The sequence below is a fragment of the Alistipes sp. D31t1_170403_E11 genome (assembly GCF_015553985.1).
GTDB lineage: Bacteria > Bacteroidota > Bacteroidia > Bacteroidales > Rikenellaceae > Alistipes > Alistipes montrealensis.
On record NZ_JADNHQ010000003.1, the window covers coordinates 110,061 to 135,923 of the forward strand.

The 25,863-nt window shown below is 58.9% G+C and carries 23 protein-coding genes; 20 read left to right on the forward strand and 3 right to left on the reverse strand.

What is annotated here, in order from left to right; all coding sequences use genetic code 11:
• Nucleotide 1 precedes the first annotated feature (1 nt).
• The 11 genes from I2E69_RS06940 (at nucleotide 2) to I2E69_RS06990 (ending at nucleotide 11,808) form a co-directional block, all read left to right on the forward strand.
• Nucleotides 2–883 carry a TlpA family protein disulfide reductase gene (locus tag I2E69_RS06940; protein ID WP_195460259.1) on the forward strand — a complete coding sequence of 294 codons (882 nt, stop codon included), beginning with the start codon at nucleotides 2–4 and terminating at the stop codon, nucleotides 881–883.
• Nucleotides 884–930: 47 nt separating this feature from the next.
• A complete protein-coding gene (locus I2E69_RS06945) occupies nucleotides 931–1,983 on the forward strand; it encodes a class I fructose-bisphosphate aldolase (RefSeq protein WP_195460260.1) in 1,053 nt (350 codons plus the stop codon).
• A gap of 47 nt (nucleotides 1,984–2,030) precedes the next feature.
• On the forward strand, nucleotides 2,031–3,047 hold the full coding sequence (locus I2E69_RS06950; RefSeq protein WP_195460262.1) for a 2-hydroxyacid dehydrogenase: 1,017 nt from the start codon (nucleotides 2,031–2,033) through the stop codon (nucleotides 3,045–3,047).
• Nucleotides 3,048–3,049: 2 nt separating this feature from the next.
• Nucleotides 3,050–3,811 (forward strand): 2,3-diphosphoglycerate-dependent phosphoglycerate mutase, encoded by a 762-nt coding sequence (gene gpmA, locus I2E69_RS06955; RefSeq protein ID WP_195460264.1) that lies wholly within the window; start codon nucleotides 3,050–3,052, stop codon nucleotides 3,809–3,811.
• A gap of 200 nt (nucleotides 3,812–4,011) precedes the next feature.
• Nucleotides 4,012–5,280 carry a cupin domain-containing carboxymuconolactone decarboxylase family protein gene (locus I2E69_RS06960; RefSeq protein ID WP_195460267.1) on the forward strand — a complete coding sequence of 423 codons (1,269 nt, stop codon included), beginning with the start codon at nucleotides 4,012–4,014 and terminating at the stop codon, nucleotides 5,278–5,280.
• A 16-nt stretch (nucleotides 5,281–5,296) separates the two neighbouring features.
• Nucleotides 5,297–6,139: an aldo/keto reductase gene (locus I2E69_RS06965; protein ID WP_195460269.1), complete on the forward strand. Its 843-nt coding sequence runs from the start codon at nucleotides 5,297–5,299 to the stop codon at nucleotides 6,137–6,139.
• Nucleotides 6,140–6,145: 6 nt separating this feature from the next.
• Nucleotides 6,146–6,685: a flavodoxin family protein gene (locus I2E69_RS06970; protein ID WP_195460271.1), complete on the forward strand. Its 540-nt coding sequence runs from the start codon at nucleotides 6,146–6,148 to the stop codon at nucleotides 6,683–6,685.
• Between the two features lie 148 nt (nucleotides 6,686–6,833).
• Nucleotides 6,834–8,315 carry a 4Fe-4S binding protein gene (locus tag I2E69_RS06975; protein ID WP_195460273.1) on the forward strand — a complete coding sequence of 494 codons (1,482 nt, stop codon included), beginning with the start codon at nucleotides 6,834–6,836 and terminating at the stop codon, nucleotides 8,313–8,315.
• Nucleotides 8,316–8,327: 12 nt separating this feature from the next.
• Nucleotides 8,328–9,722, forward strand: coding sequence for an aldo/keto reductase (locus I2E69_RS06980; protein ID WP_195460275.1), 1,395 nt, complete (start codon nucleotides 8,328–8,330; stop codon nucleotides 9,720–9,722).
• Between the two features lie 117 nt (nucleotides 9,723–9,839).
• A complete protein-coding gene (locus I2E69_RS06985) occupies nucleotides 9,840–11,195 on the forward strand; it encodes an MATE family efflux transporter (protein WP_195460277.1) in 1,356 nt (451 codons plus the stop codon).
• A gap of 34 nt (nucleotides 11,196–11,229) precedes the next feature.
• Nucleotides 11,230–11,808, forward strand: coding sequence for a Crp/Fnr family transcriptional regulator (locus I2E69_RS06990; RefSeq protein WP_195460279.1), 579 nt, complete (start codon nucleotides 11,230–11,232; stop codon nucleotides 11,806–11,808).
• Between the two features lie 8 nt (nucleotides 11,809–11,816).
• Here the strand turns inward: I2E69_RS06990 and I2E69_RS06995 are convergent, their stop codons facing one another.
• From I2E69_RS06995 to I2E69_RS07005, 3 genes are read right to left on the reverse strand one after another with little or no spacing between them, the layout of a single operon-like run.
• Nucleotides 11,817–13,214, reverse strand: a complete 1,398-nt coding sequence (locus tag I2E69_RS06995; RefSeq protein WP_195460281.1) for an efflux transporter outer membrane subunit — start codon at nucleotides 13,212–13,214, stop codon at nucleotides 11,817–11,819.
• Entirely contained in the window at nucleotides 13,211–16,309 is a 3,099-nt protein-coding gene (locus I2E69_RS07000; RefSeq protein ID WP_195460283.1) for an efflux RND transporter permease subunit, read from the reverse strand. Before I2E69_RS07000 ends, I2E69_RS06995 begins: the two co-directional genes overlap by 4 nt.
• A gap of 6 nt (nucleotides 16,310–16,315) precedes the next feature.
• Nucleotides 16,316–17,581: an efflux RND transporter periplasmic adaptor subunit gene (locus tag I2E69_RS07005; protein WP_229095413.1), complete on the reverse strand. Its 1,266-nt coding sequence runs from the start codon at nucleotides 17,579–17,581 to the stop codon at nucleotides 16,316–16,318.
• A gap of 234 nt (nucleotides 17,582–17,815) precedes the next feature.
• On the opposite strand from I2E69_RS07005, the gene I2E69_RS07010 reads away from it, so the two are divergent.
• From I2E69_RS07010 to I2E69_RS07050, 9 genes are all read left to right on the forward strand, one after another.
• On the forward strand, nucleotides 17,816–18,400 hold the full coding sequence (locus tag I2E69_RS07010; RefSeq protein WP_195460285.1) for a L,D-transpeptidase: 585 nt from the start codon (nucleotides 17,816–17,818) through the stop codon (nucleotides 18,398–18,400).
• Nucleotides 18,401–18,555: 155 nt separating this feature from the next.
• Nucleotides 18,556–19,179, forward strand: a complete 624-nt coding sequence (locus tag I2E69_RS07015) for a TetR/AcrR family transcriptional regulator (protein ID WP_195460287.1) — start codon at nucleotides 18,556–18,558, stop codon at nucleotides 19,177–19,179.
• A gap of 3 nt (nucleotides 19,180–19,182) precedes the next feature.
• Nucleotides 19,183–20,463: a TolC family protein gene (locus tag I2E69_RS07020; protein ID WP_195460289.1), complete on the forward strand. Its 1,281-nt coding sequence runs from the start codon at nucleotides 19,183–19,185 to the stop codon at nucleotides 20,461–20,463.
• Complete coding sequence (locus tag I2E69_RS07025) at nucleotides 20,460–21,347, forward strand: HlyD family secretion protein (protein WP_195460291.1); 888 nt, start codon at nucleotides 20,460–20,462, stop codon at nucleotides 21,345–21,347. Before I2E69_RS07020 ends, I2E69_RS07025 begins: the two co-directional genes overlap by 4 nt.
• Entirely contained in the window at nucleotides 21,344–22,252 is a 909-nt protein-coding gene (locus I2E69_RS07030; protein WP_195460292.1) for an ABC transporter ATP-binding protein, read from the forward strand. Before I2E69_RS07025 ends, I2E69_RS07030 begins: the two co-directional genes overlap by 4 nt.
• Nucleotides 22,245–22,985 (forward strand): ABC transporter ATP-binding protein, encoded by a 741-nt coding sequence (locus I2E69_RS07035; protein WP_195460295.1) that lies wholly within the window; start codon nucleotides 22,245–22,247, stop codon nucleotides 22,983–22,985. Before I2E69_RS07030 ends, I2E69_RS07035 begins: the two co-directional genes overlap by 8 nt.
• 2 nt (nucleotides 22,986–22,987) lie before the next feature.
• Entirely contained in the window at nucleotides 22,988–24,082 is a 1,095-nt protein-coding gene (locus I2E69_RS07040; RefSeq protein ID WP_195460296.1) for an ABC transporter permease, read from the forward strand.
• Nucleotides 24,083–24,084: 2 nt separating this feature from the next.
• Nucleotides 24,085–25,188, forward strand: a complete 1,104-nt coding sequence (locus I2E69_RS07045) for an ABC transporter permease (protein WP_195460298.1) — start codon at nucleotides 24,085–24,087, stop codon at nucleotides 25,186–25,188.
• 6 nt (nucleotides 25,189–25,194) lie between these two features.
• Complete coding sequence (locus I2E69_RS07050; RefSeq protein WP_195460300.1) at nucleotides 25,195–25,773, forward strand: TetR/AcrR family transcriptional regulator; 579 nt, start codon at nucleotides 25,195–25,197, stop codon at nucleotides 25,771–25,773.
• Nucleotides 25,774–25,863 lie beyond the last annotated feature (90 nt).

Below are 25,863 nucleotides of genomic sequence, written 5' to 3' on the forward strand. Positions count from 1 at the left end.
AATGAAAAAGTTGGGTATAGTTTTTTTGATTTCTTTTGTTTGGTCGCTTTTTCTTGCTTGGCTGCGAGGAGGATATATTTCAATATTGACTCTTACGGGACTTCCTCTTTCGTCATTTATTGGTTTTATTGTTTATGGTTTAATGACGACCTTGGCATTAGAAAAATATAGAAATACAACATTCTCCGGATATATTGTTTTGTTGGTATGGTTGGGAGCTTCAATATTGGAGCTCCCATTTCGGATTATACATTTCGGGGATGCGATGATTTCATTCCTTAATTTGTTAATATGGTGGTTGGGAATAGGTGTCGGTTATTTCTTTTTTAAAGTTCGCAAAATAACGCATAAAATAATATTTGTCGGACTATCTCTAATCTGTGCGCTTTGGATTAGTACATCCGGTTACAGTATGTGGACACATAAATTGAATTACGGAACCATCAATGGGCGTGTCTATCAGGAATGTAAAAGCGAAATTAAAATGCAAAATTATTCTGGGGAATATATTTCGTTAAACGAGCTGGACAAGGCGTACTTACTTCTTGATATGTGGTATACGTCATGCCGTGTATGTTATGAACAGTTTCCCAAATTACAGGAGATGTATGAGAAATACAAAGATGAAGATCGTGTTGGGATATATGCCGTACATTGCAGGACTGAATATGAAAAATATAATATCGGTTATGTAATTTTATCTACGAGATCATATGAATTCCCTTCTTTGTCACTTGATAACAACGATGAAATTATAGAAGAATGGGGCGTTTTACGGTTCCCTATGGTTTTTATTCTCGACAAACAAAGGAATATCATTTACAAAGGGGATCTTGCTCAGGCCGAGAGCTATTTGGCCCGGCTTTTGGATAAGTTGTCGTGATAATACTATTCAAAAAGAACGTTGGTACAAATTGAAACTATTATAATATGAGCAAGACAGTTGAAATTTTAGGGAGCGAGGCCGGCTATTACCTCTCGCATGTATGTCGCACCATCGACAAGAAGTCGTTGTACCTGCCGGGACCCGATACTGTGGACCGCATCTGGACCGCGTCCGACCGCAATATCCGTACGCTGGGCAGCCTGCAATGGATTCTGGCCAACGGGCGGCTGGGTGGTACGGGTTATGTCTCGATCCTGCCCGTAGACCAGGGTATCGAGCACACTGCGGGAGCTTCGTTTGCACCCAATCCGGCCTATTTCGATCCCGAGAACATCGTGAAACTCGCCATCGAAGGCGGCTGCAACGCCGTCGCTTCGACCTTCGGCGTGCTGGGCGCCGTGGCGCGCAAATATGCGCATAAAATTCCGTTTATCGTCAAGATCAACCATAACGAACTGTTGTCCTACCCCAACACTTACGACCAGGTGTTGTTCGGCACGGTGCGCGACGCCTGGAACATGGGTGCGCAGGCCGTCGGGGCCACGATCTATTTCGGTTCGGCGGAGAGCCGCCGCCAATTGGTCGAGATTGCGCAGGCATTCGATTTGGCGCACGAACTGGGCATGGCGACGATCCTGTGGTGCTACCTGCGCAACGAGGGCTTCAGGAAGGACGGTGTGGACTACCATGCCTCGGCCGACCTTACGGGACAGGCCGATCACCTGGGCGTGACGATCAAAGCCGACATCGTGAAGCAGAAACTTCCGACCAATAACGGCGGTTTCAGGGCGATCGGCTTTGCCAAGACCAGCGACAAAGTTTACTCGGAACTGACCTCCGACCACCCTATCGACCTTTGCCGCTATCAGGTGGCCAACGGTTATATGGGCCGCGTGGGACTGATCAACTCGGGCGGCGAGTCGCGCGGCGCTTCGGACCTGCAGGAGGCCGTCACGACGGCCGTGATCAACAAACGCGCCGGAGGCATGGGCCTGATCAGCGGCCGTAAAGCCTTCCAGCGCCCGATGAAGGACGGTATTGCGTTGCTGCACGCCATCCAGGACGTTTACCTCGACGACGAAGTGACGATCGCATAATATCCGAAGGTCTGGAAACGTTTCTGTATAAGGTAAAAAGTGCAATTATGAAAATAACGTTATTCGGTACGCAACCCTACGACCGGGAGTCGTTCGACCGCATCCGCGACGCCTACGGGTTCGACATCTGCTACCATCGCAGCCATCTGAATGCCAACAACGTGGCCCTTGCGCAAGGCTCCGACGCGGTCTGCATCTTCGTCAACGACACGGCCGACGCCGAGACCATCCGCCAACTGGCCGGCATGGGCGTGAAACTGATCGCGCTGCGCTGTGCGGGCTTCAACAACGTCGACCTGCCTGCTGCGGCCCGCTACGGCATTCCCGTGGTGCGGGTTCCGGCCTATTCGCCGCATGCCGTCGCGGAACACGCCGTGGCGCTGATGCTGGCGCTCAACCGCAAGATACACCGCGCCTACTGGCGCACGCGCGACGGCAACTTCTCGTTGCACGGGCTGATGGGATTCGACATGTACGGCAAGACCGCGGGTATCGTCGGTACGGGTAAGATCGCCCGCGAACTGATCCGCATCCTCAAGGGTTTCGGGATGGAGGTGCTGGCCAACGACCTTTTCCCCGATCAGGCATATGCCGCGCAGGCCGGAATCACCTATGTGCCGCTCGACGAGCTTTATGCCCGTTCGGACATCATTTCGCTCCACTGTCCGCTGACCGATCAGACGCGCTACATGATCGGCGACGTGGCTATTTCGCACATGAAGCCGGGTGTGATCATCATCAACACGGGCCGCGGCCAGTTGATCCATACCGAAGCGCTGATCGACGGCCTGAAGGAGAAGAAGATCGGGGCCGCGGGGCTCGACGTTTACGAGGAGGAGGCCGGGTATTTCTACGAGGACACTTCGGACCGCATCATGGACGACGACGTGCTGGCTCGCCTCTTGTCGTTCAACAACGTGATCGTGACTTCGCACCAGGGATTCTTCACACGTGAAGCATTGGATAATATAGCACGCACTACGATGCAGAATATCAAAGATTTCGCCGAGCATCGCCACCTGGATAACGAAGTGCGTGCCGAACCGGAAAATACACCTGCATAACTATGAAAAAGATTGTTTTGCTCCGCCACGGCGAGAGCGTTTGGAACAAGGAAAACCGGTTTACGGGCTGGACCGACGTGGACCTGAGCGAAAAGGGTGTTGCCGAAGCCGTCAAGGCCGGCGAGACGCTCCGGAAGGAGGGTTTTCACTTCGGGCACGCCTATACTTCCTATTTAAAACGGGCTGTAAAGACCCTCGATGTCGTGCTCGACAAAATGGATCAGGATTGGATTCCGGTGACGAAAAACTGGCGGCTGAACGAAAAGCATTACGGGATGCTGCAAGGATTGAACAAACGCGAAACGGCCGAAAAATACGGTGACGAGCAGGTCCACATCTGGCGTCGCAGTTACGACGTGGCCCCTGCGCCTTTGGCCGAGGATGATCCCCGCAATCCGCGCCTCGATCCCCGTTACGCCGGGATTCCCGATGCGGCGCTGCCCCGTACCGAATCTTTGCAGGATACCGTGGCCCGTACGATGCCCTACTGGGAGTGCGAAATACTCCCTGCGCTCTTCCGGCACGACGAACTGCTGGTCGTAGCCCACGGCAACAGCCTGCGGGGCATCATCAAGAAACTGAAAGGCATCTCGGACGAGGCCATCTCGGAGTTCAACCTTCCGACCGCCGTGCCCTATGTTTTCGAGTTCGACGAAGGACTGGGTTATGTCAGGGACTATTTTTTGGGCGATCCGGCCGAAATCGCCAAACTGATGGAGGCTGTCGCCAATCAGGGCCGCGGGGCTGAAAGCCCCGTTTTATAGGCAGTCGCGGCTCTTTTTCTTTCGGGCCGGATACCTGCTCCCTGCCCGATTCGATGATCTGTCCTTGGGCCGGTTTTACGCTGTCGTGCGTAGAACCGGCCCATAATGCGTAATAATGGTAAGCGGAACCGTAATCCGGGTACGGATTTGTTGCGGGAGACGTTCTATTTTTGCATCGTGAAACCATCTCTTTTGAACCGATGAAACGAATCCTCATTGCGGCCGTGGCCGCCGCTGCCCTGTTTTCGGGCGGAATCCTGCAATCCTTAAATGCACAGAATATGGAAGAAGCAAAAAAAGTCAGTCCTTTTCCCGTGGGGGAGAAACTCCCCGAACGGTTTTCGAAGTATTTTACCGGGCAGGCCTGGCTGGCTCCGCTGACGACCGACAGGGCGCTGAACGTTCCCGTGTCGAACGTCACGTTCTCGCCCGGATGCCGCAACAACTGGCACAGCCATACGGGCGGCCAGCTCCTGATTGCCGTCGGCGGCCGGGGCTATTACCAGGAGCGGGGAGAGCCGGCCCGGGTCCTGCTGCCGGGCGACGTTGTGGAGATCGCGCCCGACGCGGTGCACTGGCACGGTGCGGCTCCCGACAGTTGGTTTTCGCATCTGGCCGTCGAATGCAATCCGCAGACCAACGAGAACACATGGCTCGAACCGGTCGACGACGCGCAGTATGCGGCAGCGACGGCTTCCGCCCCGGCCCCGGCGTCCCGCCTGGGTGAAGACGCCCGGCGCCGCCTGGCCGAATTGTTTCCGGGCGGAATACCGGAACTTGGGGATGCGGACCCCGAATTATTTGAAATTTTTGGTAACTTTGCGCTCGGCGAAGTCCCGGATTACGGGAACCTCGACACCCGGACGCGTCTGCTGTGCATCCTGGCCTCGAATATTGCCTCACAGGGGCGGGCCGCCTATCGGACGATGCTCGAAGGTGCGTTGCAGGCAGGCGTTACGCCGGTCGAGGTGAAAGAGGTGCTTTATCAGGCTGTTCCTTACGTCGGTATGGCCCGTGTGGCCGATTTTATCGGCCTGACCAACGAGGTATTGGCGGTGCACGGCGTGACGCTGCCGCTCGAAGGACAGTCGACGACGACGCCTGCGGACCGTTTTGAAAAGGGGCTGGCCGTGCAGAAGTCGATTTTCGGCGCGGAGCGTATCGACGGGATGCACCGGACGGCTCCGGAGAACCAGAAGCACATCCAGCGTTACCTGTCGGATAACTGCTTCGGCGATTTTCTGACCCGCCGGGGCCTGGACGTGAAGATGCGCGAACTGCTGACGTTCTCGATGCTCGTGTCGCTCGGGGGCTGCGAGCCGCAGGTCAGGGGGCATATCGCCGGAAACGTGAACGTCGGCAACGACAAGGCTACCCTGCTGGCCGTTGTGACCCAATTGCTGCCCTACATCGGCTATCCGCGCACGCTGAACGGCATTGCATGCCTGAACGAAGTTATACCCGAATAATGAAAAAGTAAAAAAAATGAAATACGTAAAATTGAATAACGGCGTCGAAATGCCGATCCTCGGTTTCGGCGTTTATCAGATTCCGGACCCTGCCGTTTGCGAGCAGGCTGTCGGCGATGCCCTGAAGATCGGTTACCGCTCGATCGACACTGCCGCGGCCTATGACAACGAGGAGGCCGTGGGCCGTGCGATCCGCCGCAGCGGCATTCCCCGCGAGGAACTTTTCATCACCACGAAACTGTGGATCAGCGGCGCGGGTTATGAACCGGCGAAGAAGGCGTTCGAAGAGTCGATGTCGAAGCTGGGCCTGGACTATCTCGACCTTTACCTGATCCACCAGCCTTACGGCGACGTTTACGGCTCGTGGCGTGCCATGGAGGAGTTGTACCGGGAGGGCCGCATCCGGGCCATCGGCGTTTCGAACTTCTATCCCGACCGCCTTGCGGACCTGATCCTTCACAACGAGGTCGTGCCGGCCGTCAACCAGGTCGAGACCCATCCCTTCCACCAGCAGACCGTCCCTGCGGAGTTCATGCGTTCGAAAGGCGTGCAGATCGAGTCGTGGGCGCCGTTCGCCGAGGGCAGGAACGGATTGTTTACGAACGAATTGCTGCTGGCGATCGCTGCCCGGTATCGGAAAACGGTGGCGCAGGTGGTGCTGCGCTGGCTGATCCAGCGCGAGGTGGTCTGCATTCCCAAATCGGTGCATGCGGAGCGTATTGCGGAGAATTTCGATGTGTTCGGCTTCGAACTCGACGCCGAAGACATGGCCGTGATCGCCACGCTGGACCGTCCCGAGAGCAGCTTCCTCGATCACCGTGATCCTGAAATTGTTGAATGGCTGAGTAATTTACATTAGGATAATATGGCAAAGAAAGTTTTGATTCTCTCCTCCAGCCCGCGCCGCGGCGGAAATTCCGACCTGCTGTGCGACCGCTTTATGGAGGGCGCCCGTGAGGCGGGCCTCGAGGTCGAGAAGATATTCCTGAAAGACAAGACGATTAACTATTGTATGGGCTGCAACCGCTGTTATAACGGCGAGCATCCCTGCCCGCAGCGTGACGATGCCGCTGAGGTCGTCGGAAAAATGGTCGAAGCGGATGTGATCGTGATGGCCTCGCCGGTCTATTTTTACACCGTGTGCGGGCAGATGAAGACCCTGATCGACCGCGCCTGCGCCCGCTATACCGAGATGAACGACAAGGAGTTCTACTTCATCCTGACGGCTGCCGAAGAGAGCATCGACATGATGCAGCGCACGGTGGAGTGCTTCCGCGGCTTCCTCGACTGCCTCGAAGGGCCTGCGGAGAAAGGCGTTATCTACGGTGTCGGAGCCTGGCACGCGGGCGAGATCAAATCCTCGCCTGCGATGCAGGAGGCTTACGAACTGGGCCTGCGGGCGTAACGCATAACGGAACCAGCATCCGGCGGTCGGCGAAAACGCCGGCTGCCGGATGAATAAAGCCCCGCGAGGGGCGGATTTATCAACGGCGCCGGAATGGGCAAACGGCGTTGAATCCGGAACGACAATAATAAACTACCAGACTTAATCTATGTTACGAAAAATCCGAATTGCGGCTGCGGCCCTATTCTTCGTGCTGATCACGCTGCTGTTTCTCGATTTTACCGGGACGCTCCATGCGTGGTTCGGCTGGATGGCCAAAATCCAGTTCCTGCCTGCCCTGCTGGCCCTCAACGTCGGCGTTGTGGCGTTCCTCGTGATCCTGACGCTTCTCTTCGGCCGTATCTATTGTTCGGTCATCTGCCCGCTGGGCGTGATGCAGGACATCGTTTCGTGGGCCTCCGGGAAACGCAAAAAGCATCGCAACCGCTTCAGCTACTCCCCGGCGCTCACCTGGCTGCGCCGGGCGATGCTCGTGGTGTTCATCGCAGCGATGCTCGCAGGCGTCGGTTCGCTGCTCGCGCCTTACAGCGCCTATGGACGCATCGCTTCGAACCTGCTGGCCCCGGTCTACGCGTGGGGCAACAACCTGCTGGCATACATCGCCGAACGCATGGACAGCTATGCTTTCTATTCGGTCGACGTGTGGATGAAGGGCCTCTCTACGTTCCTCGTTGCCGTCGTAACGTTCGTCGTGCTCTTTATCCTTGCCTGGCGCAGCGGGCGTACTTACTGCAATACGATCTGTCCCGTGGGTACGGTGCTGGGATTCCTCTCCCGCTACTCGCTGTTCAAGCCGCGTTTCGATACGTCGAAGTGTAACGGCTGCAAACTCTGCGCCCGCAACTGCAAGGCGTCGTGTATCGACCCGGCGGCGCATAAGATCGATTACAGTCGTTGCGTGGCCTGCATGGACTGTCTCGAAAACTGCCGCCAAGGGGCTATTACCTATACGCTGCGGCGATCGGAGTCCCCCGTAGTTCCCGAGGCCCCGAAGCCGGAGACCGACGCCGCACGCCGTAAGTTCCTGGGGCTGGCGGGCGTACTCGCCTACTCCGCGCTCCGAGCGCAGGAGAAGAAGGTCGACGGCGGACTGGCCGTGATCGTCGACAAGAAGGTTCCGAACCGCGCTACTCCCATCGTGCCGCCGGGCGCGCGGAGCCTGCGCCACTTCAACGCCCATTGCACGGGCTGTCAGCTCTGCGTCTCGGTGTGTCCCAACCAGGTGCTGCGCCCGTCGGGTAAGCTGATGACCCTGATGCAGCCCGAGATGTCGTTCGAGCGCGGTTATTGCCGCCCGGAGTGCGCCAAGTGTGCCGAAGTGTGCCCTACGGATGCCATCCGCCTGACCGACCTTGCCGAAAAATCGTCGATCCAGATCGGCCACGCCGTATGGATTGCGGCCAATTGTGTGGTCAATACCGACGGTGTAACCTGCAACAACTGCGCGCGGCATTGTCCTGCCGGAGCGATCAAAATGGTGCACAGGGACCCCGACGACCCGAAATCGCCGCGCATTCCCGCTGTGAACGAGGAGCGCTGCATCGGCTGCGGAGCCTGCGAAAACCTCTGTCCGGCGCGACCGTTCAGCGCCATTTACGTCGAAGGCCACGAGCGCCACAGAACTGTTTAAAAACGTCAATCCATGGAAAAGAAAAAGATAGACCGCCGGGTATTCCTGAAAACGTTCGGCCTCGGCGCCGCCGCCGCGACTGCCGGGCTTTACGGCTGCAAAACGAAAGGTGCGTCGGAAAAGACTGCCGCTGTCGGCGAAGTTCCGACCGGTGCGATGACTTACCGGGAATGCCCCTCGACGGGCGACCGGGTATCGCTGCTGGGCTACGGGTGTATGCGCTGGCCGCTGCTGGAAACCCCTGCCGCCGACGGTAACCCGATCGACCAGGAGGCCGTCAACGACCTCGTCGACTACGCCATCGCCCACGGAGTCAACTATTTCGATACGGCGCCCGTCTACATCCAGGGTTTTTCCGAGAAATCGACGGGTATCGCCCTTAAACGCCATCCGCGCGACAAGGTGTTCATCGCCACCAAGATGTCCAATCACCGCATGGCAGGGCGCGGAATGTCTCCCGCTCAGATATTAAAGGATTCGAAGGAGATGTACCGACGTTCGCTCCGCGATTTGCAGACGGACTACCTGGATTACTACCTGCTTCACTCGGTGGGCGGCGATAAGGGCGTCGAGACCTTCAACGAACGCTTTGTCGACAGCGGCGTCCTCGATTTCCTCCTGCGTGAGCGTGAGGCCGGGCGTATCCGCAACCTCGGGTGGTCGTTTCACGGCGACCAGAAGGTTTTCGATCACCTGCTGGCGATGGATATCAAGTGGGATTTCGTGCAGATCCAGATGAACTATGTCGATTGGAAGCACGCTTCGGGCCGCAACGTCAATGCCGAGTACCTCTACGGCGAGTTGGAGAAGCGCGGCATTCCGGCCGTCATCATGGAACCCCTGCTCGGCGGCCGTCTGTCGCGGCTGAACGACCACCTGGTCGAGCGGCTCAAGGAGCGCCGCCCGACGCTGAGCACCGCTTCGTGGGCATTCCGTTATGCAGGGTCCTATCCCGGGGTGCTGACCGTGCTGAGCGGTATGACCTACATGGAGCACCTGCAGGACAATATCCGCACCTATTCGCCGCTGGAACCCCTGACCCCTGCGGAGTTCGAACTGTTGGAGGATACGGCGCAGCTGATGCTCAAATACCCTACCGTGCCCTGCACCGAATGTCAGTACTGCATGCCCTGTCCCTATGGGCTCGACATTCCGGCGATCTTCGCCCACTACAACCGCTGCGTGAACGAGGGCAACGTTCCCAAGGACCGGCAGGACCCCGCTTACCGGGCATCCCGGCGGGCGTTCCTCGTCGGGTATGACCGTTCGGTTCCCAAACTTCGGCAGGCAAGCCATTGCATCGGCTGCGACCAGTGTGTGTCGCATTGCCCGCAGTCGATCAAAATTCCGCAGCAACTGCGCCGCATCGACCATTTCGTCGAACAACTCAAGCAGGAAACGCTCTGATTCCCGCCGTGTAAAGCCCCTTCGTTCCGGAGGGGCTTTTTTAGGGCACTTTTTACCAAATGGTAACTTTTGTCCGTCGGGAAGCGCGTATCTTTGCACACCCAAAAAATGAATGCAATGAAAGACAGTATCGATTTCGGCAGCATGGAGATTCCGAAGTTATTTCGGAAACTGCTGATCCCCACCGTCCTGGGGATGGTTTTCTCGGCCGTTTTCGTAATCACGGACGGGATTTTCGTGGGACGCGGCATCGGCAGCGATGCGCTGGCGGCGGTCAACATCGCCGCGCCGCTGTTCCTGATCAGCACGGGCGTCGGGCTGATGTTCGGTGTCGGGGCTTCGGTCGTGGCGTCGATCCACCTCTCGCAGGGGAAGGTCAAGGCGGCGCGTATCAACGTCACGCAGGCCGTCGTGGTGTCGTCGCTCCTGCTGGCGGTGTACAGTTTCCTGATCACCTTTTACGCCCGCGAAGTAGCGCTGCTGCTGGGCAGTTCCGAGCGGCTCCTCCCGCTGGCGGTGGAATATATGCACTGGTTCGCACCGTTCCTGCCGTTCAGCGCACTGCTGAGTTCGGGCATGTTCTTCATCCGGCTCGACGGGTCGCCCAATTATGCGATGCTCTGCAATGCGGTTCCCGCCGTCATCAACATCGTACTGGACTACGTTTTCATTTTCATCTTCGGCTGGGGCATGATGGGTGCGGCGCTGGCTACGAGCCTGGGCTATATCGTGGGTGCGGCCATGATCCTCGGCTACCTGGGCCGCCGCCGCAACGTCGTGCGTTTCTGCCGGGTGAAGACGAGCTGCAAAAGCATGCGCCTGACCCTCCGCAACGTGGGTTATATGTGCCGGCTGGGGCTTTCGACCTTCCTTTGCGAGGGGGCTATCGCCACGATGATGTTCGCCGGGAATTACGTCTTTATCCGCTATCTGGGTGAGGACGGCGTGGCGGCATTCAGCATCGCCTGCTACTTCTTCCCGATCATCTTCATGGTCTACAACGCCATCGGGCAGTCGGCCCAGCCGATTCTGAGCTACAATTTCGGCGCCGGTAACGGTGTGCGGGTGCGAAAGGCCTTCCGGTTGTCGCTGGTGACGGCCGTGGTGACGGGACTGGCGTTTTTCGGCGTCACGGCGCTGTTCAGCCACTGGATTGTGGCGATGTTCATCGACAGTTCCTACCCGGCGTATGCCATTGCCGTCAAGGGACTTCCGCTCTTTGCTTCGGGATTCGTCTTTTTCGCGGTTAATATCGTTTCGATCGGTTATTTCCAGAGCGTCGAGCGGCCGCGTCCGGCAATGGCGGTGACCCTCCTGCGGGGATTCGTTTTCATGATCCTCTGCTTCTTCGGACTGCCCCTGTTGTTCGGCGTGGAAGGTATCTGGCTGGCCGTGCCGCTGGCCGAGGTGCTTACCTTTGCGGTCGTTGGCGCGATTTACTGGCGCGGGCGGCATCTCGTCCCGACTCGATAATTTCACTATCTTTGCCTTCTCAAACTTGTAAGGCATGGAGGCATTTATCGAGAAATTCAGCAGGAAATACAACCTGCCGGCGGCGGACTGCGGACGGCTGATCGGCCGGATGGCGCGCTGTACGTTCCGCAAGGGGGAATGCGTCGTTCGTCAGGGCGAGCGGAATCCCGATTTCTACATCGTGAGCCGCGGCATCTGGCTGGGCCACTATTTCGACGACGGCGTGGATGTCTCGGTCTGGTTCGCCGCCGAAGGCGAAGCGCTCTTTTCGACGTGGGGATATGTCGAAAACGAAATTTCGCGGATTTCGATCGAAGCGATGTGCGACGCCGAACTTTACCGCATCTCCAAAGCCGACCTGGAGGCCTTTTTTGCCGAATCGGTCGAGGCGGCCAACTTCGGGCGGAGGCTTTTCGAACAGCAGTTCCTCGGCCTCGAAAACTGGATACTCTCGGGCGGCGCCCCGCGGGCCGAAGAGCGTTACCGGACATTGATGGCGGAGAGTCCCGAGTTGTTGCAATATGTGCCGCTGAAGCACATCGCCTCCTACCTTTGGATTACGCCGCAGTCGCTGAGCCGCATCCGCGCCAAACTGGGAAAGAAAAAGGGTTGACCGTGCGGTCAACCCTTTTTTTCGATGTCCGACGGTTGCCACCCGCCGCCGAGGGCTTTGTAAAGCCCGACCAGCGCGAGGTGCTCGTTGCGCACCGCCTTACCCTCCTCGACTTGTGCGTCGAAGAACTTACGCTGGGCGTCGAGCACGTCTATGTAGCGGATTACACCGTTGATATACTGCAATTTGGCCAGTACGACATACTGCCGGGCCGCCTCCTTGAGGTTGAATTTCAGTTCGGCCGTCTTGCGCATGTTGCGGTAGGCGACCACGGCGTCGTTCACCTCGCGGAAAACCTCCAGCACCTTCTGTTCGTAAGCCAGCCGTGCCTGGTCGTAGGCCGCCAGCGACGCCCGGTATTTCGCTCGTTTCGACCCGAAGGCGAACAGCGGAGCGGTGAGGCTGCCGACGGCGTAGGAGAAGGGCGAATTGATCAGTCCCTTGAGCGCGTCGTTTTCCAGTCCTCCCGTCAGTGAGATCGTCAGCCGCGGGAAACGGTCGGCATAGGCCATGCCCGCAGCGGCCATTGCCGCGCGCAACTGCTGTTCCGACTGCCGTACGTCGGGACGGCGCTGCAACAGTGTCGAGGGCAGGCCGACAGGCAGCGAGTCGGGCATCCTGACGTTCATGTTCATCTTGCTGCGCGCCACGCGTGAAGGATAGTTGCCTGCGAGCACCGAAATCTGGTTCTCCTTCTGGGCGATGCGCAGTTCGAGGTCGGGGATCAGCGCCGCGGCGCTCGCCAGTTCGACCTTCGCCTGCTGGTAAGCCGTCTCGGAGGTCAGACCGCCTTCGAAACGCAGTTTTGCCTGGCGCACGCTCTCCTCTCGGGTCTCCACCGTGCGGCGTACGACGCCCAGTTCATGGTCCAGGGCCGTCAGTTCGAAATAGGCTGTGGCGACTTCGGCGATGAGCGTCATCTGCACGGCGCGTGCCGCCTCGACCGAAGCGAGGTATTCGGCCGCGCCCTTGCGTTTGGCCCAGCGCAGGCTGCCCCACAGGTCGGCCTCCCAGCTCAGGGTGGCTTTGACGCTGAATTCGGCGTCGCTTTTGTGCGCTTCGCCGTAGTAATCGTTGGTTTCGTTGTCGGCGAGAACCAGTCCGCTGAGCGACGGCAGGCGTGCGGCTTTGCTTACGCGGTAGAGTTCTTCCAACTGGCGGATGCGCGCTTCGGCCGAGAGCATGTTGCGGTTGCGGTCGAGTGTTCGTCCGATCAGCGAACAGAGCGTCGTATCGGTGTAAACCTCCCACCACTTCCGGTCGCTCAGCGTCAGCGAGTCGCTTTGCCCGGCGACGATCTCGGCGGGCATGTCGAACTCCGGAGCCTTGCACTTCTTCTGCACGGAGCAACTGCCTGCCGCCAGCAGCAGGAGCGCGCCGAAAATATAGGTTGTGCTTCGTTTCATCGTTTTGACCATTTTTCTTTCACTTTGTAAACCCAGACGAAGAAGAGCGGTACGAAGACGATACCGACGGTGATCGCCACTAACATGCCGAAGAATACGCCCGTACCGATGCCCTGGCGGCTGGCCGATCCGGGTCCGCTGGCGAAGACCAGCGGCAGCATGCCGAGGATGAAGGCCAGCGAGGTCATGACGATGGGCCGGAAGCGCAGGTGTGCCGCCATGATGACGGCCGTCAGCGTGTCGTGCCCCTTTTCGACCTCGTCTTTGGCGAATTCGACGATCAGGATGGCGTTCTTGGCCACGAGGCCCACCAGCATCACTAGTCCGATCTGGAAATAGATGTTGTTTTCCAGTCCGCATACCCAGTTGCCCAGGTAGGCCCCGATGCCGGCGATCGGCAGCGAGAGAATCACCGCCACGGGAATCAGCCAACTTTCGTACTGCGCCGCGAGGAACAGGAAGACGAAGAGGAAAGCCAGCGCCAGCACATACCCGGCTTGTCCGCTGACGTGTTTTTCCTGGTAGGAAAGGCCGCTCCACTCGACGCCGATCGTCGGCGGCAGGTGGCGGCGTGCGATCTGTTCGAGGATGGCCATCGCCTGTCCCGAACTGTACCCCTGCGCCGCTTCGCCCGAGATGGTCGCCGCATTGAACATGTTGAAACGGCGGATCGTGCCGGGGCCCGTGGTGTAGGAGGTCGTACCGAGCGCCGTGATGGGGATCATCGCTTTATCGGCGCTCCGGACGAAGAAGAGCCCGAGGTTTTCCTGGTGGGCGCGGTACGGCGCTTCGGCCTGGATGTAGACGCGGTAGATACGGTTGAACAGGTTGAAGTCGTTGACGTAAACCGATCCCGTGAAGGTTTTGACCGTCGAGAAAATGTCGGCCATCGGCACGCCCAGCATCTGGGCTTTGTCGCGGTCCACGTCGAAATAGAGCTGGGGAATGTCTTTCTGCATCGACGACGAAAGCCCCGTCAGTTCCTTACGCTGCGCCGCATAGTGCAGCAGTGTGTCGACGGCGTGTTGCAGGTCGCTGTAAGAGGCGTTTCCGCGCGCTTCGAGCACCAACTCGAAGCCGCCCGAGGCTCCCAGTCCCGGAATGACGGGCGGTGTCGAGAGGTAGACCTTGCTTTCGGGATAGCGCCGCATCTCTTCGCGCACGCGGCCCATCAGTTTGCGGATATCCGAGGTTTTGCGTTCGTCCCACGGTTTGAGGATGACGGTCAGTTGGCTGCGCGACTGGTTGGTTCCCACACGCGGGCTCGATCCCGTAACGTTGAGCACATATTCCACATCCTCGCACGACATCAGGAATTCCATGGCGCGCTCCGTCACGCGGCGCGTGCGTTCGAGCGTGGCCCCTTCGGGCAACTCCAGTTCGACGGTGAAATATCCCTGGTCCTCCTGCGGCATGAAGCTCTGGGGGACGACTTTATTGAGCAGCCACAACGCCACGAGTGTCAGCCCGAAGAGCGTGAGCATGCGTTTCGAATGGCGCACGCCGCCGCGGATCATCTTTTCGTAAAACTTGTTGCCGCCTGCCAGCCAGAGGTTGATGCGGCGGAACAGCCGGTTTTTCTTTTTGCCCGATTCGGGGCGCAGGATCAGGGCGCACAATGCCGGCGAAAGCGTCAGGGCCACGAAGGTCGAGATCAGCACCGACACGGCGATCGTGATGGTAAACTGCCGGTAGAGTTGTCCCGTGATGCCCGAGAGGAAACTTACCGGAACGAATACGGCGCACAGCACCAGCGACGTAGCGATAATGGCGCTTCCCAGTCCGCCCATGGCTTTCTTGGTCGCCTCGTAGGGCGAAAGCCCCTCTTCGTCCATCGTGCGCTCCACGGCTTCCACGACCACGATCGCGTCGTCCACGACGATACCGATCGCGAGAATAAGTCCCAGCAGGGTCATCATGTTGAGCGAGAATCCGAATGCGAGCATCACGCCGAAGGTTCCGATCAGCGAGATCGGCACGGCGATGGTCGGGATCAGCGTCGCACGCCAGTTCTGCAACGAAAGGAAAACGACGAGGATCACGAGCAGCAGCGCTTCGAACAACGTGTGGTAAACCTCCTTGATCGACTGCGAGATGTAGGAGGTCATGTCGAACGGAATCTTGTAGGAGATTCCCTCCGGGAAGTTGCGGCTGATCTCGTCCATCGTCTCCCGGACGGCGCGTGCCACCTCCATGGCGTTTGCGCCCGGCAGCATGTTGATGTTCATAACGGCCGCGTTGCCGCCGTTGATGCCGCTTTCGGTGCTGTACGACGAGGCTTCGAGCGATACGCGTGCCACGTCGCGCAGGCGGATGAGCGATCCGTCGGGATTGGCCCGGATGACGATTTCCTCGAATTCGCCTACCGACGAAAGACGCCCGCGGGCGGTGATCGGAATTGTAACGTCGAGGTCTGTGATGGGCTGCTGGCCCAGCACGCCTGCCGCCGATTCGCGGTTCTGGTCCTTGAGGGCCTTTTGCAGGTCCTGCACCGTCAGTCCGAGGTTGGCCAGCCGGTCGGGCTGTACCCAGATCTGCATGGCATAGTAACGGCTGCCGACGTTCGAAACGCTGCCGACGCCCTTCACGCGGCGCAGCATGTCCAGCACGTTGAGCGTAGCGTAGTTCGAAAGATAAATTTCGTCGAACTTGGGGTCGGTCGACAGGAGCGTGATGGTCATCAGGCGGCTCGACGCCTGCTTCTGGACCGAAATGCCGTTCTGTATGACCTCGGCCGGGAGGCGTGCCTCGGCCTGCTTCACGCGGTTCTGAATCTCGACGGCCGCCAGGTCGGCGTCCGTGTCGATGTCGAAGGTTACGGTAGCGGAGAATCCGCCCGAGTTGCTGCTCGTCGACTCCATATAGAGCATGCCGGGCGTTCCGTTCAGTTCCTGCTCGATGGGTGTTGCCACGGCCTGCGTCACCGTCTGGGCGCTGGCGCCGGGATACGAGGCCGAGATTTTGACTACCGGGGGCACAATGCGCGGATACTGGTCCACGGGGAGCATCACCAGTCCCAGCAGTCCGACGATCACGATGATTACGGACAGGACGGTCGAGAATATGGGCCGGTCGATAAAGAAATCCAACTTCATAACTCGCTATTTTTCGGACGTTTCCGCCTCGGTATTATGGTTTTTCTCCGGGGCGCGTACGGGGTCGACCTTGTCGCCGTGCGTCAGCTTGTGGAAGCCCTCCACGACGATCATTTCGCCCGGAACGACGCCGCGCTCGACGATTACCCGGTTGTTGACTTCGGGACCGAGTTCGACCAGGCGGCGTTCGGCGATGCTGTCGCGCCGTATGACGAAGACATAGGCGCCGCCCTTCTCGATAATGACCGATTTGGTCGGAACGACCGTGGCTTTCTCTCGTACGTCGAGCAGCAGGCGCACTTTGGTGAACTGTCCCGGCAGCAGGATGCGGTCGGGATTGGCCATTTCGGCGCGCACGGAAAAGGTTCCCGTTTCGGGGTCTACCTGCGGGTCGGCGAAGTCGACCAGTCCGCGCAGCGGATACTGCGTGTTGTCGGCCAGCGTGATGGTGATGTAGGGGTCCCACTTGCGGGTGGAGTCCTTTTGTCCCAGGTTGACGTTGCGGGCCTTGCTTTTCAGGTAGTCGAGGCCCGTCATGCTGAAGTCCACGCGCACGGTGTCGCTCTTGACGACCGTTGCCAGCAGCGACTTGCCGTTGGGGCTGACGATCGTGCCGATGTCGACGCTGCGTTCGGAGATGTAGCCCGACAGCGGCGAACTGACGGTGGTATAGCTCAAGGCGGTTTCAGCCTGCGTGAGGTCGGCTTCGCTCATCGCCACGGCAGCCGTAGCGCTTTCGTAGGAGGCGATGGCGTTGTCGAGGTCCAGCTGGCTCGCGGCGTTCTGCTCGTAGAGCGGGCGGATTCGTTTCAGGTCGCGGTCTGCCTTGAGGGCCATGGCCTTATCCTTGTTCAGCTGAGCTTTTGCTTTATTTACACGGGCCTCGTAGAGCAGGGGGTCGATGATGAACAGCGGCTGCCCTTTTTTGACGTAGGTTCCCTCTTCGAAAAGCATTTTTTCAAGGAAGCCCTCCACCCGGGCGCGGATTTCGACGAACTGCTGGGCGCGGATGCGGCCCACGTATTCGCCGTAGATTTCGATGTCGTCGGTCTGTACCGGGTCGACCTGGACCACGGGCAGTATGGGCTGCTGGGGCTCGGGGCGCAGCCACCACCAGAGTCCTCCGGCGATCAGTAGGGCTATTGCGGCCAGGATCAGCCAGGAGCGTTTCGACAGACCGCGTATTTTGTTACCTGCATTTTCTCCGAATTGCAAGGTGCGGCGGCCGGCATGGGTCGCCTGCTGCATGATTTTCTCGCGTGATAGTTTCATGTTGTCTTTCTAACTAAGGTTCCGGATTGTTTGCCTGTGTCGTCCGGTTTTTCGGCGTAAAATTATGAATTTTTTTGCCAACATATTATCCTAACGACAGAAGTTAGACGAATATGATGCCGCAATGCCTATTTTTGTTTGGTCGGAGGCTATTGACGACTTTTCGGAAAATGCAGGGCGGCTTTTTCGATCAGTGCGGCGGATTTTGCCCGGGAAAATCGTATATTTGTGCCTATGAAAACAATTCTGCATATTCTTATCCTCTCTGTGCTGTTTTTCAGCAACGACGCACTGGCCCAGCAGGCCCCGCCTTCCGGTGCGGCCCTTATCGCCATTTCCAAAGAGTCGATGACCCTTGCGGTCTACGATTTCAACAGCCGCCTGCTGGCCGCCTATCCCATAGCCTGCGGCCGGGCGCTGGGCAACAAGGAGAAGCCGGGCGACATGAAGACCCCCGAGGGCCTTTTTTCCGTCCAGCAGGTGCAGGACGCAAGTGCGTGGACGCATGATTTCGGTGACGGCAAGGGAGAGATCAAAGGGGCTTACGGTTCGCATTTCATCCGTCTGAAGACGCCGGGCCACCGCGGTATCGGCATTCACGGTACACACGATCCCGCTTCGATCGGCACGCGTGCTACCGAAGGATGCATCCGTTTGAATAACAGCGATCTGCTCGAACTCGTTAAAAAATATGTCTATGTCGGCATGCCGGTCGTGATCATTACTTCCGAGGCGGACAGCGCTGTCCCCTGCCGCCTGCCCGATGCGGCAAAAAACGCTCCCCGGCTGACGAGCGGTTCGCCGGCGCGGCCGAACTAAGGCTTTTGTTCCCGGAACTTGATTTTGCTACCAACTCTGTTGGTAGCATTTTTTATGTGCGAAATTTTTATTAACAAAATTGTTGGACAATTCGATTCTCTGTGTATATTTGCATTAACAAGATTGTTAAATAAGTTTGTTAAAACAAAGGAATGATGACGGAACAGACTCAGAATAAGGAACAAGCGATCCTTGAAGCGGCCGAACGGGAGTTTCTCGCCAAGGGGTTCGACGGGGCGCGCACGATTTCGATAGCCCGGGCTGCGGGTGTGACGCATGCCATGCTCCACTACTATTTCCGTACGAAGGAGAATATCTTCGAGCGCATCCTCGACGAGAAAATGCGCCTGATGGGCGAATTGGTGATGACGACCTTCGGCCGTCCGGGACTGCCCCTGTTGGAGCGATTGCGGGACGGCGTTGCACGGCACTTCGATTTTATCGTCGTCAATCCCGATTTGCCGCGCTTTATCGTCAATGAGGTTTTTGCCCGGCCGGAACGCCACGAAGTCATGCGGCAGCGTCTCCGGAAAATCATGGACGACCTGTTGAGCGGCATGCAAAGCCAACTGGACGAATCGGCGGCCCGGGGCGAGACCGAACCGATGGATGCGCGGATGCTGATGCTCGACATCATTTCGCTCAATGTCTTCATATTCATCGCCTACCCCATTATCGAACCGATCCTCGGCGACCTGACGGCCGATCGGGAGCGGTTTTTCGAACTGCGCAAGCAGGAGAACATCGAAACCATCATGCGACGACTGAAAAAACAATAAACCATGAAACGAATCCTTCTTTTGTGCGGATGCCTGCTGGCGGGCTTTTCGGCGCAGGCGCAACTGACGCTCGGCGAGTGCCGGGCGCTGGCACGGGAGCACTACCCCGAAATCAGGCAGTACGACCTGATCCGCCGGACCGAGGCCTATACCCTTTCGAATGCCGCACGCTCCTACCTGCCCCAACTCTCTTTCTCGGCGCAGGCTGCGTGGCAGACGGCCGTGCCGGAATTTCCCGATGCGCTTACAGGTATGCTCTCCCAGCAAAAAGTCTCGATTCCAGGGATGAACAAGGATCAATATAAAGTGATGCTTGAACTCAGCCAGACCATCTGGGACGGAGGTAAGACGAGCGCCGACAAACGAATTGCCGAAGCTGAGTCGGCCGAACAGCAACGCTCTGCGGATGTCGACCTTTATGCGCTCGAAGGACGTGTTGACGGCTTGTATTTCGGGATTCTGCTGCTCGACGAGCGTATCGCGCAGACGCGACTGACGATCGGCCTGCTGCAAAGCAATCTCGAAAAGGTCCGTTCGTACCTTCGCAACGGCGTTGCGATGCAGTCCGACGCCGATGCCGTGGAGGCCGAACTGCTCGCCGTGAACCAACAGTTGACCCAGTCCGAATCGATGCGCGACAGTTACCGCCGGATGCTCGGCGTTTTCATCGGCCGCGATCCGGAAGGCGAGCGGTTGGTGAAGCCCGACATGGTGTCGCCGGCCGCCGCGGAGCCTGCGCGCCCCGAGCTGGCACTGTTCGACGCCCGTATCGACAAACTCTCGGCGCAGGAGCGGCTGGTGAAGTCGTCGACGCGGCCCCGCTTCGGGCTTTTTGCGCAGGGGTATTACGGTTATCCGGGACTCGACTATTTTCGGAGTATGACCTCTTCCGACTGGTCGTGGAACACGATGGTCGGCGTGAAGATGTCGTGGAATTTCGGCGGCTATTACACGCGGAAGAATTCGCTGAACCAACTGCGTACGGCTAAAGAACAGGTTGAAGTACAGCGGGATATTTTCTTGTTCAACAATCGGTTGGAAACGACGGAGGATAACGGGGAGATCGCCCGCCTGCGCAAAGCCCTTGCGGACGACGACCGGATCGTCGCCCTGCGCCGCCGTGTGCGGGAAGCCGCCGAATCGCGGCTCCGCAACGGTGTGATCGACACCAACGACCTGTTGGGTAAGATTACCGAGGAAGATGCCGCCGCCGCGGCCCGCAGTGCCCGGGAGATCGAACTGCTGAAAGCGATTTACGAATTAAAACACACGATAAACCAATGAAACGGATTGTTATTTATGGTGTTACGGCCCTGTCGGCCGTAGCGTGCGGCCGCGGCGGGGATTTCGACGCTACGGGAACCTTCGAAGCCACGGAGGTGACGGTTTCAGCCGAAGCTGCCGGGCGGATTCTTTCTTTCGACATCGAGGAGGGCGACGATCTGGCTGCCGGGAAGCAAATCGGGGCCATCGACACCGTGCAGCTCTATTTGCAGAAGTTGCAGTTGGAGCGCCAGCAGGCTTCGGTGCGCTCGTCGCGCCCCGACATCGCCAAACAGGTGTCGTCGCTGCGCGAGCAGATCGCCAAACAGCAGACCGAACGCCGCCGTGTCGAAAACCTGCTCAGGGACGGAGCCGCCGCGACCAAGCAGCTGGACGACATCGACTCGCAGTTGAAGGTGCTCCAGCAGCAGTTGGACGCCCAGCTTTCGACGCTGGGCAACAATGCGGCGTCGATCGACGAAAACTCGTCGGCCATCGAGTTGCAGATCGCGCAGGTCGAGGATCGGCTTGCAAAATGCCGCCTCGCGTCACCCATAGCGGGGACCGTGCTGGCCAAATATGCCGAGGCTGGCGAACTGGCCTCCGTGGGGCGTCCGCTGATGAAGGTCGCCGACCTGGGACGGATCTACCTGCGGGCCTATTTCACCTCGGACCAGTTGGCGGAACTGACGCTCGGCCGGCAGGTGACCGTTACGGCCGATTTCGGAGGCGGCGAACGGTTCGAATATCCGGGACGGGTGACGTGGGTCGCTTCCGAAAGCGAATTTACGCCCAAGACGATCCAGACCCGCGACACGCGCGCCAACCTGGTTTATGCTGCGAAGATTGCCGTCGAGAACGATGGACGGCTGAAAATCGGCATGTACGGCGAAGTGAAATTATGAATGCCATCGAAGTCGATAAACTGACCAAGCGGTACGGCGCATTGACGGCGCTGGACGGGGTGTCGTTCTCGGTAGCCCGAGGCGAACTGTTCGGGCTGATCGGCCCCGACGGTGCAGGCAAGACCACGCTGTTCCGCCTGCTGGCGACGTTGCTGAATCCCGATTCGGGGCGTGCGTCGGTCGACGGCTGCGACATCGTGTCGGACTACCGGACGATCCGTTCGCGGGTGGGCTACATGCCGGGGCGTTTCTCGCTCTACCCCGACCTGTCGGTCGAGGAGAACCTCGCGTTCTTCGCGGCTCTGTTCGGTGTCGGGGTGCGGGACAACTACGGCCTGATCGCCCCGATCTACCGTCAGATAGAGCCGTTCCGCACGCGTCGCGCCGGGAAACTTTCGGGCGGCATGAAGCAGAAACTGGCCCTGTGCTGTGCATTGATCCACCGTCCCTCGGTGCTGTTGCTCGACGAGCCGACGACGGGCGTCGACCCCGTTTCGCGCAGCGAGTTCTGGGACATGCTTTCCGAACTCAAACGCGAGGGCATTTCGATGCTCGTATCGACGCCCTACATGGACGAAGCGCGGCGATGCGACCGCATCGCCCTCTGCGATAAAGGCCGGTTGCTGAGTATCGACACGCCCGAAGGGGTGGTCTCTTCGTTCGGGGAACCGCTGTATGCCCTTTCGGGCGAAGACATGTACGGCCTGCTGAAAGCGGCCCGCAACTCGGCGGAGGTGGCCGAAAGCTACCCTTTCGGAGCGGAGCACCACCTGATCGTCCGCGAGGGGTTCGATGCCGGTGCGTTTGCCCGCAAACTGGCGGATGCGGGTTTTCGCGGCGTCGGGGTACGGCGGGCCGAGCCGGGGATTGAAGACGTATTTATAAAACGGATGCGCCATGAATGATGCGATCATATCGGTCAGGGGCCTGACCAAACGTTTCGGCGGCTTTACGGCTGTCGACGGCATTACGTTCGAAGTAGCGCGCGGCGAGATATTCGGTTTCCTCGGGGCCAACGGAGCCGGGAAAACCACGGCGATGCGCATGCTCTGCGGGCTGAGCTACCCCACTTCGGGCAGCGGCACGGTCGCGGGTTTCGACGTGATGCGCGACGGCGAGCGGATCAAACGCCGCATCGGCTACATGAGCCAGCGGTTCTCGCTTTACGACGACCTGACGGTGATGGAAAATATCCGCCTCTACGGCGGCATCTACGGCCTGGGGCGGATGCAGATACTCCGCCGTACGGTCGAGATCCTCCGGCGGCTGGATTTCCGGTCGGAGATCGATACGCTGGTGGGATCGCTGCCGCTGGGCTGGAAACAGAAGCTGGCGTTCTCGGTGGCGACGCTGCACCGTCCCGAGGTGGTGTTTCTCGACGAGCCGACCGGAGGCGTCGATCCCGTGACGCGCCGCCAGTTCTGGGAACTGATTTACGAGGCGGCGGCCGGAGGCACGACGGTCTTCGTGACGACGCACTACATGGACGAGGCGGAGTACTGTTCGCGCGTGTCGATCATGGTCGACGGCCGGATCAGCGCACTGGGAAGGCCTGCCGACCTCAAAAAACAATTCGCCGCCGACTCGATGGACGAGGTGTTCCGCCGGCTGGCCCGCGAAGCTAAACGAACCGAATAGAGATGGGAAGTTTTCTGTCATTCGTCAAAAAAGAGGCGCTGCATATCCTGCGCGATTCCCGCACGATGCTCATCGTGCTGGGGATGCCCGTCGTGCAGATGCTGTTGTTCGGATTCGCCATATCGACCGAAATCCGGAACATCGACTTCGCCGTCGTGGCGCCGCATCCGACCGAGGCGGTGCGCCGCGCGGTGGAGACCGTCGGGGCCAACGAATATTTTACCTTCAGAGGCTACGTCACCCAGCCGGAAATCGACCGTACGCTGCGTGCGGGAGACGCCGACGTGGTGGTCGTGTTCGCTGCCGATTTCGACCGGCAGATGCTTGCCGCGGTGCATGGGGAACCCGCGCAAAGCGCCGTGCAGTTGATTTTCGACGCTTCGAATCCCAACACGGCGTCCGCCGGGATGGGTTATTTGCAGCAGATACTGCTGTCCGACGGGCCGGCTTCGGCCCTGATGCCCGAGATGCGGTTGTTGTACAATCCGCAGATGAAGAGCGCTTACAACTTCGTGCCGGGCATCATGGGACTGATTTTCATTCTGATCTGCGCCATCATGACCTCTGTCTCGATCGTCCGCGAAAAGGAGACCGGGACGATGGAGGTGTTGCTGGTGTCGCCCGTGCGGCCCGTGTGGATCGTCTTTGCCAAGATGATCCCCTATTTCCTGCTGTCGTGTTTCAACCTGGTTACGATCCTGTTGCTGGCCCGCTACGTGCTGGATGTACCGATGTCGGGCAGTCTCGCGGGGCTGGTGGGGCTGTCGCTGCTCTACCTCGTGCTGGCGCTGGCGCTGGGGCTCTTTATCTCCACGGTTTCCGACAAGCAGTCCACGGCGCTGATTATTTCGGGAATGCTGATGCTCCTGCCGATCATCATGCTTTCGGGCATGGCATTCCCGGTCGAGAACATGCCCGGCATCCTGCGGGGTATCTCGTGCATCATCCCGGCCCGGTGGTATATCGAAGCCGTGCGTAAGCTGATGATCGAAGGCCTGCCGTTCGGGGCTGTCCTGAAAGAGTTCTCGATCCTGCTGGTCATGACGGCTGCGCTGGTCGTCGTGGCGCTTAAAAAGTTCAACGATAAACTCGAATAACGATGCGTACGCTGTTAGTTTTGCTCGATAAGGAGTTCCGGCAGTTTTTCCGGAACCCGTTCCTGCCGCGAATGGTCGTGATATTTCCCTTGATGATCATGTTCGTGATGCCGTGGGTGACGACGATGGACGTGCGCCATATCAATGTCGCGGTGGTCGACCACGACCGTTCGGACGCTTCGCGGCGGATCGTGCAGAAGATCGCCGCTTCGGATTACTTCTCTCTGCAGGAGATTACGGCCGATTATGTTGCGTCGCTCGAAAACCTCGACGCGGGGGCTTCGGACGTTATCCTGGAGATTCCCCGCGATTTCGAGCGCGGACTTACCCTCGGGCGTCCCGAGCGGGTCGCCATCGCGGCGAACGGCGTGAATGCCGTCAAAGGCAGTCTCGGCGGGCAGTATCTTATGGCCGTGGTGACGCAGACCGTCGCCGAGCTGAGCGGCGAGCGGGGCGCGCCGGCGTCGCCGGATCTGATTACGGTGCAGAACCGCTACAACCCTACGCTCGAATACCGTCATTACATGATTCCTGCACTGATGATCATGCTGCTGGTGATGCTCTGCGGATTTCTTCCGGCCCTGAACCTCGTGGGCGAGAAGGAGACGGGAACCATCGAGCAGATCAACGTTACGCCCGTCAGCGCACTGACCTTCACGCTCGCCAAGTTGATCCCGTTCTGGATCATCGGCCTGGCCGTGCTGGCGGCGGTGATGCTGGTGGCCTGGATCGTTTACGGGCTGATCCCGGCCGGCAGCATCGGGGCGCTGTTCCTTGCGGCCGGACTCTTCATTTTCACAATGTCGGGCCTCGGCGTCGGGATCGCCAACGGCTCTTCGAACATGCAGCAGACGATGTTCGTGATGTTTTTCTTCGTGATGATTTTCGTGCTGATGAGCGGCCTGGTCACTCCGGTCGAGTCGATGCCCGTGTGGGCGCAGTGGATCACCCGCATGCTGCCGCCGAGCTATTTCGTCGAGGTGATGCGTTCGGTTTACCTCAAAGGCACGACGATCGGCGAACTGTGGGTCAACTATGCGTCGTTGGCTGTTTTTGCCCTCCTGTTCAACAGTTGGGCGGCATTGAGTTACAAAAAACAAGCATAAAAGACTATGGAACGGAATCAGATGTTGGACGCTGCCTACCGGATTTTTATCCGCGAAGGCATTCAGGATTTGCGCATGCGTACGCTTGCCGGGAAGATCGGAATCACGAAGCAGGAGCTGGACGCATGTTTCGCAAACAAGCAGGACCTCGTGACACAGAGTGTCGAGCGGGCGCTGTCGCTGTTGAACGAACGGATGGATGCGGCCTGCCGTACGGCAGCAACGCCCCTCGAGGCGTTCGTCCGCCTGGCGGCGGGAATCTACGACACCTTCGGAAAGGTGAGTGACCTGTTTATCGACGATGCGGAATATTACCCGGCGGTGGTCGACGTGATCGGCTACGAACGGCACACGTTGCAGGAGCGGCTGCGCGACCTTTTCGACGACGGCGTACGGCAGGGATATCTGCTCGGAACGGAGTATTTCGACATGTTCGGGGAGTTGTTTTGGCCGGGAATGACAGCCGGCCGGGACGCCGCCGGCAAGGCGCTGTTCATGTTCCTGCGCGGCTCCTCGACCGAAAAGGGCTGGCTGGAGATGCAGCGCCTGCGACAACTGAAAGAAACCCTCGCGGAGGACGAATAGCCGCTCTTTCCGGGGAGGACCGCCAAGCCCGGCCGCGCGCCTTTGGGCATTGGCGAACGCCGGGCCAGGAAGCCGGAAACGACTGGCGGT

Excerpts from the sequence above, each read along its gene's own strand:
- I2E69_RS06985 (WP_195460277.1), top strand. The coding sequence starts at position 9,840 with ATGAAAGACAGTATCGATTTCGGCAGCATGGAGATTCCGAAGTTATTT.
- I2E69_RS07015 (WP_195460287.1), top strand. The coding sequence starts at position 18,556 with ATGACGGAACAGACTCAGAATAAGGAACAAGCGATCCTTGAAGCGGCC.
- I2E69_RS07035 (WP_195460295.1), top strand. The coding sequence starts at position 22,245 with ATGAATGATGCGATCATATCGGTCAGGGGCCTGACCAAACGTTTCGGC.
- gpmA (WP_195460264.1), top strand. The coding sequence starts at position 3,050 with ATGAAAAAGATTGTTTTGCTCCGCCACGGCGAGAGCGTTTGGAACAAG.
- I2E69_RS06970 (WP_195460271.1), top strand. The coding sequence starts at position 6,146 with ATGGCAAAGAAAGTTTTGATTCTCTCCTCCAGCCCGCGCCGCGGCGGA.
- I2E69_RS06945 (WP_195460260.1), top strand. The coding sequence starts at position 931 with ATGAGCAAGACAGTTGAAATTTTAGGGAGCGAGGCCGGCTATTACCTC.
- I2E69_RS07045 (WP_195460298.1), top strand. The coding sequence starts at position 24,085 with ATGCGTACGCTGTTAGTTTTGCTCGATAAGGAGTTCCGGCAGTTTTTC.
- I2E69_RS07030 (WP_195460292.1), top strand. The coding sequence starts at position 21,344 with ATGAATGCCATCGAAGTCGATAAACTGACCAAGCGGTACGGCGCATTG.
- I2E69_RS06975 (WP_195460273.1), top strand. The coding sequence starts at position 6,834 with ATGTTACGAAAAATCCGAATTGCGGCTGCGGCCCTATTCTTCGTGCTG.
- I2E69_RS06950 (WP_195460262.1), top strand. The coding sequence starts at position 2,031 with ATGAAAATAACGTTATTCGGTACGCAACCCTACGACCGGGAGTCGTTC.
- I2E69_RS06965 (WP_195460269.1), top strand. The coding sequence starts at position 5,297 with ATGAAATACGTAAAATTGAATAACGGCGTCGAAATGCCGATCCTCGGT.
- I2E69_RS06980 (WP_195460275.1), top strand. The coding sequence starts at position 8,328 with ATGGAAAAGAAAAAGATAGACCGCCGGGTATTCCTGAAAACGTTCGGC.
- I2E69_RS07050 (WP_195460300.1), top strand. The coding sequence starts at position 25,195 with ATGGAACGGAATCAGATGTTGGACGCTGCCTACCGGATTTTTATCCGC.
- I2E69_RS06940 (WP_195460259.1), top strand. The coding sequence starts at position 2 with ATGAAAAAGTTGGGTATAGTTTTTTTGATTTCTTTTGTTTGGTCGCTT.
- I2E69_RS06960 (WP_195460267.1), top strand. The coding sequence starts at position 4,012 with ATGAAACGAATCCTCATTGCGGCCGTGGCCGCCGCTGCCCTGTTTTCG.
- I2E69_RS07010 (WP_195460285.1), top strand. The coding sequence starts at position 17,816 with ATGAAAACAATTCTGCATATTCTTATCCTCTCTGTGCTGTTTTTCAGC.
- I2E69_RS07005 (WP_229095413.1), bottom strand. The coding sequence starts at position 17,581 with ATGAAACTATCACGCGAGAAAATCATGCAGCAGGCGACCCATGCCGGC.
- I2E69_RS06995 (WP_195460281.1), bottom strand. The coding sequence starts at position 13,214 with ATGAAACGAAGCACAACCTATATTTTCGGCGCGCTCCTGCTGCTGGCG.
- I2E69_RS06990 (WP_195460279.1), top strand. The coding sequence starts at position 11,230 with ATGGAGGCATTTATCGAGAAATTCAGCAGGAAATACAACCTGCCGGCG.
- I2E69_RS07040 (WP_195460296.1), top strand. The coding sequence starts at position 22,988 with ATGGGAAGTTTTCTGTCATTCGTCAAAAAAGAGGCGCTGCATATCCTG.
- I2E69_RS07000 (WP_195460283.1), bottom strand. The coding sequence starts at position 16,309 with ATGAAGTTGGATTTCTTTATCGACCGGCCCATATTCTCGACCGTCCTG.
- I2E69_RS07020 (WP_195460289.1), top strand. The coding sequence starts at position 19,183 with ATGAAACGAATCCTTCTTTTGTGCGGATGCCTGCTGGCGGGCTTTTCG.
- I2E69_RS07025 (WP_195460291.1), top strand. The coding sequence starts at position 20,460 with ATGAAACGGATTGTTATTTATGGTGTTACGGCCCTGTCGGCCGTAGCG.